This window comes from Actinokineospora sp. NPDC004072 (genome assembly GCF_053604195.1).
Map to the genome: position 1 here is coordinate 1 of NZ_JBSGHB010000033.1, position 10,871 is coordinate 10,871.

At 71.9% G+C, this 10,871-nt stretch carries 9 protein-coding genes and 1 pseudogene; 6 read left to right on the plus strand and 4 right to left on the minus strand.

Annotated elements, in window-relative coordinates:
* Together ACWEPX_RS31370 and ACWEPX_RS31375 are read left to right on the plus strand one after the other, a co-directional pair.
* Nucleotides 1-119: pseudogene (locus ACWEPX_RS31370) on the plus strand (DNA-binding response regulator); the annotation flags it as partial.
* Nucleotides 120-922: 803 nt separating this feature from the next.
* On the plus strand, nucleotides 923-3,292 hold the full coding sequence (locus ACWEPX_RS31375) for a cation-translocating P-type ATPase (RefSeq protein WP_451900892.1): 2,370 nt from the start codon (nucleotides 923-925) through the stop codon (nucleotides 3,290-3,292).
* A 29-nt stretch (nucleotides 3,293-3,321) separates the two neighbouring features.
* Here ACWEPX_RS31375 and ACWEPX_RS31380 read toward each other — a convergent pair whose 3' ends face one another.
* The 4 genes from ACWEPX_RS31380 to ACWEPX_RS31395 all read right to left on the minus strand — a co-directional run bounded on the left by ACWEPX_RS31380 (nucleotide 3,322) and on the right by ACWEPX_RS31395 (nucleotide 8,675).
* A complete protein-coding gene (locus ACWEPX_RS31380; RefSeq protein WP_451900893.1) occupies nucleotides 3,322-3,996 on the minus strand; it encodes a potassium channel family protein in 675 nt (224 codons plus the stop codon).
* A complete protein-coding gene (locus ACWEPX_RS31385) occupies nucleotides 3,989-5,323 on the minus strand; it encodes a TrkH family potassium uptake protein (RefSeq protein ID WP_451900894.1) in 1,335 nt (444 codons plus the stop codon). Before ACWEPX_RS31385 ends, ACWEPX_RS31380 begins: the two co-directional genes overlap by 8 nt.
* A gap of 479 nt (nucleotides 5,324-5,802) precedes the next feature.
* Nucleotides 5,803-7,701, minus strand: a complete 1,899-nt coding sequence (locus tag ACWEPX_RS31390; protein ID WP_451900895.1) for a tetratricopeptide repeat protein — start codon at nucleotides 7,699-7,701, stop codon at nucleotides 5,803-5,805.
* Nucleotides 7,702-8,015: 314 nt separating this feature from the next.
* A complete protein-coding gene (locus ACWEPX_RS31395) occupies nucleotides 8,016-8,675 on the minus strand; it encodes a toll/interleukin-1 receptor domain-containing protein (RefSeq protein WP_451900896.1) in 660 nt (219 codons plus the stop codon).
* 532 nt (nucleotides 8,676-9,207) lie between these two features.
* Here ACWEPX_RS31395 and ACWEPX_RS31400 point away from each other — a divergent pair.
* From ACWEPX_RS31400 to ACWEPX_RS31415, 4 genes are all read left to right on the plus strand, one after another.
* Nucleotides 9,208-9,504, plus strand: coding sequence for a hypothetical protein (locus ACWEPX_RS31400; protein ID WP_451900897.1), 297 nt, complete (start codon nucleotides 9,208-9,210; stop codon nucleotides 9,502-9,504).
* A gap of 184 nt (nucleotides 9,505-9,688) precedes the next feature.
* On the plus strand, nucleotides 9,689-9,994 hold the full coding sequence (locus tag ACWEPX_RS31405) for a hypothetical protein (protein WP_451900898.1): 306 nt from the start codon (nucleotides 9,689-9,691) through the stop codon (nucleotides 9,992-9,994).
* Between the two features lie 174 nt (nucleotides 9,995-10,168).
* The gene (locus tag ACWEPX_RS31410) at nucleotides 10,169-10,600 is read left to right on the plus strand and encodes a hypothetical protein (protein WP_451900899.1); all 432 of its coding nucleotides are present in this window, start codon (nucleotides 10,169-10,171) and stop codon (nucleotides 10,598-10,600) included.
* 13 nt (nucleotides 10,601-10,613) lie between these two features.
* On the plus strand, nucleotides 10,614-10,871 hold a 258-nt coding region (locus ACWEPX_RS31415), incomplete at its 3' end, for a sigma factor (RefSeq protein ID WP_451900900.1).

A 10,871-nucleotide genomic window follows, 5' to 3' on the forward strand; every position in this document is an offset into this window, starting at 1 on the left:
AGACGGTGAAGAACTACGTCTCCAAGGTCCTCGCCAAGCTCAGCATGGAACGCCGCACCCAAGCCGCCGTCCTCGCCAGCAAGCTCCGCAAGGGCACCCCGACCCAGGGTGACCGCTGACCGGCGAGCACCCGCACGAGGTCCGCGCTGGTGAGGATGCCGACCAGCGCGCCGGCCGAGGTCACCCCGACCGCGTCCGCCTCCGATCCGGCCACCTCCTGATCGCGGCGCCCATCGCGAGCCCGACCGCCTGCCCGGGGGTGCCGTCCCGGTGACCGCGCCGACCGCCACGATCCCGACGACGACCTGTCCCCGTGCCACAGCGGGGTGGCGATGGCGAGGAAGGCGGCGAGCCCGGCCACCCAGGCCATCGCGGTCACCGCGATCCAGCCCGCCGAGCGGGGGACGTGGCGGCGCAGCACCAGCCACTGGGCGAACCCGATGGTCAGCGGCAACGCGGCCAGGCCGGTCAGCGCCCATGGCGACAGCAGGATGGATGGGAGGAGTCCCAGCAGGCAGGCGACCAGCGCGCCCGCTGCCGTCGCCCCGACCCAGCGCGGCGCCGACAGGCCGGGCACGACGGCCCGCAGGACCGCGGCCTGCCCGAAGCGCCCGCGGCCGCCAGCGCGGGAACGGCCGCACCCACCACCGCGAGCAGCAGGAACCCGCCGAACTCGGCCGCGGTGACGACACCGTTCCAGCGCCGCAGCGAAAGCCCGGTCACCCGCGCGTCGGCGGGGACCGCCGTGATCCGGGACTCGTGCTCATGGCGACCACCCTCGCCGAGCGGGCGGTCCCGGCCGCCGTGCCGCAAGCGGCGCAGCGGGCAGGACCTTCGACCCACCCGCGCACGGGACCTGCGCCACCGCAGGGCCGACGTTGGCTCCTGCCGCGCTCGTGCTCCTCTGCCGCAGGCTTGACCCATGACGCAGACGACCGGGGAAAGCGCCTTCGGACTGTCCGAAGCGGACGCCGCGGAGGCGCTGGACCGCGAGGGGCGCAACATCATCCCGGAACCGCGTCGCCCCGGCGTGGCGTCCAGGGCCGCAGCGCAGCTGCGCGATCCGATGATCATGCTGCTGCTGGCCGCGATGGCGCTCTCAACCGCGCTGGGCGACGTGACCGACACCGTCGTCATCGCCGTCGTCGTCGTGCTCAACACCGCGGTCGGCATCATCCAGGAGCTACGCGCCGAGCGGGCGTTGACCGCGTTGCGCAAGCTGTCCGCGCCGACCGCGCGCATCGTGCGGGACGGGGTGGCCGCGCAGCGCCCCGCCGAGGACGTCGTTCCCGGCGACCTGGTGCTGCTGGAGGCGGGCGACATCGTCCCCGCCGACGGCGACCTGCTGTCCCACCACAACCTGCAGGTCGACGAGGCCGCCCTCACCGGGGAGTCCGTCCCGGTCGACAAGGACGGCGGCGAGGTCCACGCGGGCACCGTCGTCACCCGCGGCCGCGGCGCGTTCCGGGTCACCCGCACCGGGGCCGACAGCGCGCTCGGCCGCATCGCCGCCCTGCTCGACGGGCAGGGCACCAGGCCGACCCCGCTGCAGCGGCGGCTGGCCGCGCTGGGCAGGCTGCTGGCCGCGGCAGCCCTCGGCCTCTCGGCGGTGGTCGCCGCCATCGGCCTCGTGCAGGGCCGCCCGATCGGGGAGGTCGCGCTCACCGGCATCAGCCTCGCCGTCGCCGCCGTGCCGGAGTCGCTGCCCGCGGTCGTCACCCTCGCCCTGGCCCTCGGCGCGCACCGGATGGCCCGCCGCGCCGCCGTGGTGCGCGCGCTGCCCGCGGTGGAGACGCTGGGCTCGGTCACCGTCCTGGCCGCCGACAAGACCGGCACCCTCACCCAGAACCGCATGCTCGTCGAGCGGATGTGGACCCCCGGTGGCGGCGAGGCGACGCTGACCGGCACGGGCTACGACCCCACGGGCACCATCACCGGCAACGGTTACGAGGACCTGCTGCGCGACGCCGTGCTCTGCAACGACGCCGACCTGCTCCCACCTGACGCCGACGGCGGCTGGCGCCCGGCGGGCGACCCGACCGAGGTCGCCCTCGTCGTCGCCGCCGCGAAGGCCGGGATCGACGTGGACGGCGTCCGGGCCCGCCACCCGCGCGTGGCCGAGGTCCCGTTCGAGAGCGCCACCAAGCGCATGACCACCACCCACGCCACCCCGGACGACGGACTGCTGGAGATCACCAAGGGCGCGCCCGAGGTCCTGCTGGCCACCGACCACCCCGCCCAGGCCGTCGTGCGCGGCTGGGCCGCCCAGGGCTACCGCGTGCTCGCCGTGGCGGAACGCGGCGAAGCGGTCGGCCTGGTGGCCATCACCGACCCCCCGCGCGCCGACGCCGCCGGCACCGTCGCCCGCTTCCAGGACGCGGGCGTGCGCCTGCTCATGATCACCGGGGACCACCCCGACACCGCACGCGCCATCGCCGCCCGGGTCGGCATCACCGACGCCGACGCCGTCCACGCCCGCGTGCGCCCCGAGCAGAAGCTCGACATCGTCGCCGACTGGCAGCGCCGCGGCCACATCGTCGCCATGACCGGCGACGGCGTCAACGACGCCCCCGCGCTGCGGCGCGCCGACATCGGCATCGCCATGGGCGGCGACGGCACCGAGGTCGCCCGCCAAGCCGCCGACCTCGTCCTCACCGACGACAACCTCAGCACCGTGTCCCACGCCATCGAGGAAGGCAGGCGCATCCACGCCAACGTCCGCACCTTCCTGCGCTACGCCCTCTCCGGCGGGGCCGCCGAGATCGCGGTGATGCTGCTGGGCCCGCTGATCGGCCTGGCGGTCCCCCTGCTGCCCGCCCAGATCCTCTGGATCAACATGCTCACCCACGGGCTCCCGGGCGTCGCCATCGGCGCCGAGCCCGCGGCGCCCGGCCTGATGCGCCGCCCCCCGCTGGCCCCCGACACCGCCATCCTGGCGGGCCTGTGGGGCCGGGTCGCGTGGACCGGCGCGCTCATCGCCGCGGTCACGCTCGCCGTCGGCGTCTGGGCGGCGGCGGACGGGCGGCCGTGGCAGACCGCGGTGTTCCTCTGCCTGGGCTTGGCCCAACTCGGCGTCGCCGTCGCGCTCCGCGCCCCCGGCAGCCGCCCGCGCTTCCTCGACGCCGCGATCGCGGGCGCCGTGGCTCTGCACCTCGCCGCGATCACCCTGCCGCCCCTCACCACCTTCCTCGGCACCGAACCCCTACCGACCGCCGTCGTCCTCCTCACCTGCGCCGCCGCCGCGATCCCCGGCGTCGTGGTCCGGCTGACCCGCCCTCGGCCGGGCCGGTGAAGCACCGGCCCGTGCAGCACGTGGACTTCTCAGGACAGGTCGGCGAAGGTCTCCACCTGGCGGGTGCGTCCGGCGACGATGAGGAGGTCGCCGCGTTCGACGACGGTGTCTGCGGTGGCGTAGGTGAAGTCCTGACCGGGCCGCTTGATGGCGACGACGGTGACGCCGTGCCTGGCGCGGATGTGGCTTCGACCCAGCGGCACGTTGAGGGTGTCGGTGGGGGCGAGGGTCTTGACCATCGCGTAGTCGTCCTCGAACTCGATGTAGTCCAGCATGCGGCCGGTGACCAGGTGCGCCACGCGCTCCCCCATCTCGTGTTCCGGCAGGACGACGCGGTGGGCGCCGACGCGCTCCAGGATGCGGCCGTGCTGGCGGCTGGTGGCCTTGGCCCAGATGTTAGGGATGCCGAAATCGACCAGCAGGGAGGTGGTGAGGATGCTGGCTTCCAGGTCGGTGCCGATAGCCACGACGGCGCGGTGGAAGTCGGGGACGCCGAGTTGGCGCAGGGCGGTCTCGTCGGTGGTGTTGGCGACCGCGGTGTGGGTGAAGTCGTCGGCGTAGCGTTGGACGACGGCCGGGCGGGCATCGATGGCCAGGACCTCGCTGCCGTGGACGCTGAGCTCGCGGGCCAGGGAGCTGCCGAACCGGCCGAGGCCGATGACGACGACGCGGGTGGGGCGGGGGACGTTCTTCTTCTCAGCCAACGATCGGTCGCTCCTCGGGTAGTTCGTAGCGGCGGGGCCGCTCGCGCAAGGCCAGTGCGGCGGCGAGGGTGATGGGACCGAGCCGACCCAGGAACATCAGCCCCACCAGCAGCAGCTGGCCTGCTGGGGGCAGGGAAGCCGTGATGCCGGTGGACAGGCCGACGGTGGCGAAGGCGGAGACGGTCTCGAAGAGCACCGCGTCGAGGGTGAAGTCGGTGAGCAGCAGCAGGGCCAGGGTGGACACCGCCACCGCGCCTACGGCGAGCAGCACGATGGTCAGCGCCTGCCGCTGGATCTCCGAGGAGAGCCTGCGGCCCGCCACGTGGACGCTGGGCTCGCCGCGGACCTCGGCGATGATGACGAAGGCCAGCAGGGCGAAGGTGGTGACCTTGATGCCGCCCGCGGTGCCTGCGCTGCCCCCGCCGATGAACATCAGGAAGTCGGTGAGCAGCAGGGAGCCGGAGTTCATCTGGCCGACGTCGAGGCTGTTGAACCCGGCGGTGCGCGGGCTGACGCCGTGGAAGCCGCCGACCAGCAGCTTGCCCGCCAGGCCCAGCGGACCGAGGGTGTCCGGGTTGGACCACTCGATCGCGGTGATGCCCACGATGCCGACCACGGCCAGCGCTGCGTAGGTGATGAGGGTGATGCGGGCGTGCAGGGACCAGCGGCGCCGTCCACCCCGGAGCCTGCGGCCGATCTCGAACAGCACCGGGAAGCCGAGCCCACCGGTGATCAGCGCCGCCGACACGGCAACGATCACCCAGGGGTCGGTGGCATACCGGGTCAGGCTGGTGTCGTAGAGGGCGAACCCGGCGTTGTTGAACGCCGAGATGGCGTGGAAGACGCCTTCGTAGAGCGCGCGTCCCACGCTCATGTCGTAGCCGGTGGCGAACCGCCCGGCCAGGATGGCGGCGGTCAGCGCCTCCACCGCGGTGCTGACCGCCAGGACCCGCAGCACCACGCCGCGCACCGCGCCCAGCCCGAGGGTCTTGGTCTCGGCCTGGGCGGTCAGCTGCATGCGCAACCCGATCCGTCCGGCGACCAGCAGGCCCAACAGGGTGGCCAGGGTCATGATCCCGAGCCCGCCTGCCTGGATGAGGCAGAGGATCACCACCTCCCCGAACGTCGACCAGTGCGTCGCGGTGTCCACGACGACCAGCCCGGTCACGCAGACCGCCGAGGTCGCGGTGAACAGAGCCGTCACCGCATCAGCCGCCGCCTGCTCCTGCGTCGAGACCGGCAGCATCAGCAACCCGGTCCCCACCAGGACGGCCACGCCGAACCCGAGCACCACCAAGCGCGCCGGGTGGCCGACCACCACAGACACCGGTCGCCTGCCCTTCGACCGAGCCCCGATCAAACCCACCTGCCCGACACCTCGCCAGGCAGCGCCCTGCGGCTCACCACACCAACCCTCACCTGCTACCTCACGTTGACCACGCCTGCCCAGCAGGGCGCCGCAGGAACGCATCGGCGCCCTGCCGCCCGAACAATAGATTCGTCGCGACCACCACCTGGCATTATTGACGACTCCTTAACGCCTCCGAACCGGTTGCGGCCGACTTTCACCCTGGCGCGCTGGACGGCCAGCGGAAACGGCCGCACCCGGCATCAGGATTCCGTGAGGAGTGGCCGATCGCGCGGCGCAGCGCGTGGTCGCGTTCCTCAACCAGCAGGTCATGTTCGGCCCGGTCGGCCGCGTGCGCACGGGGCCGACCCGAGGGCTGCGGGCGAAGAACGCGACCACGTCCCCACGTGGTCCAACCGTACGGGTCTTCCGTCGCGGCTGTCGAACAGGGCCGCGGGTCAGGTGCCGTCGAGGGCGTCGAGTTGTTGTTGGACGCGGTCGGCGTCGGTGTCGCGGCCTTGGTCGCGGTACAGCTGCAGCGCCTCCCGCCACACCACGCGAGCCTGCTCGTGCTCGCCGAGGGCGGCGTGCGGGTGACCCATGCTGTCCAAGGTGTCCGCGGTGGCGTGGATGTGGCCGAGGACGCGGCGCAGAGTGAGGGCGTGGTGGTAGTGGTCGAGGGCCTGGTGGTGGTTGTCGGTGTGGTGGGCGATGTAGCCGAGACTATCCAGGGCGGCCGCTTCGCCGTCGGTATTGTGGTGGTGTTGGTGCAAGGTGAGGGCGGCCTGGCAGTGCTCGCGGGCAGTGTCGAACTCCCCGAGGCGCGCGGCGTGCCAACCCACCGCGTTGAGCGCGACGGCTTTCCACACCGGCAGGTCGAGGGCGCGGAAGAGGTCGAGGGCGTGGCGGGCGTGCTCCAAGGCCTTCCGGACATCCCCCCGCCGTCCCCAGGCGACCGCGAGCGCGTGGTGGGTGTGGGCCTGTTCGGTGGAATCGTGGTGGCGCGCGGCCAGGGCGAGGGCCCGATTCAGGTGTGCGGTGGCGTGGTCGTGCAGGCCCAGTCGGGCGCAGGCGTCGCCGAGTAGCCGGTGGGCGCGGCTGCGGGTGGTGGGATCGGGCAGGTGGGCGGCGGCCTTGGCGGCTGCCCGCCACACGGCCAGCGCGTCGTGGCCGTGTCCGCGCCGGAGATGGAAGTTGTCCAGGGCCCATGCGAGGTGCCAGACGAAGTGGTGGCGGCCCAGGGTGGCGGCGGTGTGTTGGGTGGCCAGCAGGGTGGGGTGCTCAACCTCCAGCCAGGCCATGGCGGCTGTGGCGTCGGGCAGCGGGTGGGGGTGGACGCCGGGCGCGGGCGGCTCAGGGCGCAGGAGTGGGCGGTGGGGATCCAGGAGGCGTTCGGCGGCGTGGGCGGTGTGCAGGTGAAAGTCACCCACCCGCACTAATGCTGCTTCCCACACCTGCTTGGCTAGGTCGTGGGCTCTGGTGGTGGCGTAGGCGCGTACCAGGTCGTGCATGGCGTACCTGTTGCCGGGGCGTCGTTCGATCAGGGAGGCGTCGTCCAGCGCCACCAGGGCCCTGCGCGCGTCGGCCGACGACAGGCCGGTGAGGGCGGCGACGGCGAGCAGGGTGGTGTCGGGGCCGGGGGCGATGCCGAGCAGCGCGAACATCTCGCGCTGGGTGTCGGTGAGGTGGTGCAGGGACCAGGACAGGACGGTGGGCAGGCTGGCGGCGGGGTCTTCGGCGTCCAGGGCGTCCACGCCCAGCTCGCGTAGTTCGGTGGCGATGTCGTGCAGGAGGTGGGGGTGGGTGCGGATGCGGGCGGTGATCAGTCCCAGGGCGAGGGGGAAGCCCCCGCACAGGCTGATCAGGTCGGTGATCGCCTGGTCGGTGTCGGGGGTGGTGGGGGTGTCGGTGAGGGCGGTGGTAAGCAGGGTGCGGGCTTCGGCGGTGGTGAGGAGGTCGAGCTGGATGGGGCGGGCGTCGTGGCGGGCGATGAGGCTGCGGAGCCGGTCGCGGCTGGTGATCAGGACGGTGCAGGTGTCGCCGCCGGGCAGCAGGGGCAGGACCTGCTCGGCGCTGCGGGCGTTGTCGAGCAGGACGAGCAGGCGTTTGCCGGTGGTGTGGGTGCGGTAGAGCCCGATCCGGGCGTCGAGGTCCGGGGGGTGGCGGTCGCGGTCGACGCCGAGGGCAGCGAGGAAGTCGCCCAGCACGTCGACGGGGTGGCGGGGTTGGCCGGGGCTGTAGCCGCGTAGGTCGGTGGCCAGGTGGCCGTCGGGGAAGCGGTGGAGGTTGCGGTGGGCCCAGGTTTGGGCGAGCCAGGTCTTGCCGATGCCGCCGGTGCCGCCGATCGCGGAGATCACTGCCGTCCCCCCGCCGTCGCCGTCGTCGGTGGGGGTGAGGGCGCGGTCGAGTGCGGCCAGCTGCTCGAGGCGGCCGACGAACCCGGCCGGGCGCGGGCCGAGTTGCCTCGGGGTGGGGGTGGGTGGTCGGGGTGGTGGGGGGTGTAGGTGCAGGCCGCCGTGGACGGCGCCGACGGCGGTGCCGTTGTCGACGGCGGTGAGCCCGCCGTGGATCCGGGTGCCCGGCTCCGACTTGATGGGTGACGCGGGGTCGGACGGGGTGTCGGGGTGGGCGGGGTGCGGCGCCGACGCGGTGAACCCGTGGACCGGGTCGGCTACCGAGGGTGGTCCGGCCCACCCGCCGCCGCTGGAGGTGCTGGGGGTGGGTTGAGGGTGAGGTGGTCGCCGGTGGCGGCGCCGATCGTGATGCCCGACCCGGCGCCGTGCACCCCGCCGCTGATGCTGACACCGCGAGGCCCTGAGGTCCCCTGCGCGTGCTCGGTGGCGTTGTCGGTGTTGGCTGCGTGCGCGTCGGCCAGGATCGGGTCGAGTCCGGTCAGGTCGGCGACGATGCGGGCCAGGTCGGCCGTCGAGTCGTGGTGACGCAGACGCCGGTACTGGCAGCGGCTCAACACGGCGATGTCGCCCGGCAGATCACCTTCCGCGGGGATGGCGATCTGCTCGGTCAGCACCGGGATCACCGTGACACCGGCGGCGAACGCCTCACGGAGTTCTCGGCGGATCCAGTCGTCCGGGTTGTCGATCCGCCGCCGCCCATTCGTGGGGTCGGTGGCGGTGAGCCAGTGGGGCCCGATCACCGTCAACAGCACGCGGGCCGACCGCACCCGACCCAGCAACTCGGTGGCGAAGTCGGCGCCGGCGGGAATGGACTCGCAGTCCAGGAACACCAGGTCCTCGCCGAAGCGGCCTACCAGATGGTGGTAGAGCAGGGCGCCGTAGCTGTGGCTGTCCGTACCGCGATAGTTGATAAACACAGTGCGTTCCACATCAGCTCCCGGGGTGAGCACGGTCCACCGTTCAGCCTAGAAGGCTCGACTGGTGGCGCGCTCTCCTCGATCGCTGGATGTCTTGTGTTTGACCAGTTCTTGGCACCCCCCTCTCACCCGCGTCCGGCCGGTGCGGCGGGCGGCAGCTACGGCGTAGCCCGGCTTGGACGGGACCAGTGGGTGGGGGCGGCTCGTGGCTAGCCGACCAGCCAGTCGAGGATTCATCGTAGCTGCCAAACAAGGCCGCTGCGGTGAGGATGATGTGCGCGGGGGGATGGTCGGCGCCCCGGACCCGGGGCTGAGGTTCTTTGGAGAGGCAGTAGGTGCTGACATGCAGGTCAGGTAACGGCAGGGAGAGCGAGACGAGGGCCTCAAATCTTGATCCCGGTGTTACCTCGCGCGTGCGGCTCGACCTATGAGGGGCGTGTTACGCGCGGAGCTTGCGGAGCGGGTGAAGCGCCGTGAGCGGCGCCTCGCCTTTGGAGGCGGCGTCTAGGGACGAGGTGGAAGGCCGGAGGCGATGGGTGAGGGCAGCGGGCGGGCATGCCCGCGGCGGGTCGTCGCCGCAGCTTGGCGCATACCTACAACCACAAATCCAGGGTTCCTCGCGCATCGGGTAGAGCTGCGCGAGCTGTACTCCGATGGGTTCGCCACGGATGAGCGCGTCGAGGCCGAGCAGGCCGCCCAACGTATCGCCAACCTGCTCGCCGACGCCTCTCTTGTTGAACGATTGCGTCGCGACGGCTTCTGCGGACCCGCCTACGAGATCTTCACCGTGGTGCTGACGGGGTACGGGTTGCCGGTGACGCGCGCGTGAATCCGGCGTGGTCAGATCTTCAAACTGGTCGCCGACCGCGGTCGGCCTGTCCGAAGCCCAGATGGCGTACGAGCCCACCTGGCCAGCCCCGCCGGTGACGACGACCGCCAGGAACTGGCGTTGGAAACCGTGGCCGCGGCACTACGTTCCTTCCGGGAGCATGCCCCTGGCTAGCCAAAAGAGTATGAGCCGCGCCAACAGCTTTCTTCCCCTCGGCTGGCCGGTCGAGGACAACCGCGCTCTCCTGCACGTCGGCCCCGTATCCGCCATGGACCCGGCAGAGCTCGCCATCACCGCCATCCAGTTCGGGGACGCCCTAGCCGCCGCCACCGACTCCCGCCTACGCGAAGCCCTGCTCCGGCTGGTACGCACCGGGGCCGAGTACTCCGACATCGCCGTGCAAGTCGGCATGACCGAGGCCGCGCTGAAGATGGCCATCTCCCGCCACCGCAAGAAGGTGCGCACCGCCAGGGAAGGAGGACAGCCATGACCAACTCGACAGGAGACAATGATCGCGACGAGTTCGACGGGTTGGAGTTGAGGCTGTTCGTCGCCCCTCTACGCGGCTGTGGAGGCCCTACAGCGACAGGCCCCCACTCCCGACCGCGCAGAAGCCCTCCTACGGTTGGACCGGCTCCGCGCCGAACTCCTTCACCCCGAAACGATGACCACCAACACTGAGACGCCCGTATCCGAGGAGCTGCTGAATCTGCCGGCCAAGCTCGACACGAGTTCTCTGTCCAGCCTTGAGGCAAGTCTGGTCCGCCTCACCACCGAACCCCGGCTCATCGCCGAAGCCGTGGCCCGTAGCGACCGCCGGGGCGGGCAGGAGCGGAACAGCGACCTCACTGTTCAACTCGACCGCTTCAGCTACGTGGTGCAGTTCAAGGTACCCGTTCGGCCCGCCGCCGAGATGCCAGGGCGTCTGGGAAACGTCCTGCGCGAACTGCGTCAGCAGTCCGGGATGAGCTTAACACCCTCGCCCGGCGCACCCATCGTTCCAAGGGGTACCTCTCCAAATCGAGAACGGGCGAGCTCGACCGAACCAAGGGCTGGTCGACGCCATCGGGAAGGCGCTCGACCTTACCGAACATGATTTGGCCCAGCTGATGAGCCTGCTACGCCAGCAGGTGGGGATCGACAAGTATCCGGGGCTGGAGTTCGACGAGTTCGTGCGGGAGCGCTATCCGCAGCTCCTGCGCTACGCCGTCATGCTCACCGGCAGGCAGTGGGACGCCGAGGAGGTCGTCCAGGAGGCCCTGCTGCGCTGCCTGAAGCGGTGGCGGCGGGTGCCTGCGGACAACGCCGTCGCCTACGTCCGCAAGGCGATCTACAACGAGTTCCTGCGCGCGGCCAAGAAGGCCACG

Excerpts from the sequence above, each read along its gene's own strand:
- ACWEPX_RS31400 (WP_451900897.1), top strand. The coding sequence starts at position 9,208 with ATGGGTGAGGGCAGCGGGCGGGCATGCCCGCGGCGGGTCGTCGCCGCA.
- ACWEPX_RS31375 (WP_451900892.1), top strand. The coding sequence starts at position 923 with ATGACGCAGACGACCGGGGAAAGCGCCTTCGGACTGTCCGAAGCGGAC.
- ACWEPX_RS31410 (WP_451900899.1), top strand. The coding sequence starts at position 10,169 with ATGACCACCAACACTGAGACGCCCGTATCCGAGGAGCTGCTGAATCTG.
- ACWEPX_RS31405 (WP_451900898.1), top strand. The coding sequence starts at position 9,689 with ATGAGCCGCGCCAACAGCTTTCTTCCCCTCGGCTGGCCGGTCGAGGAC.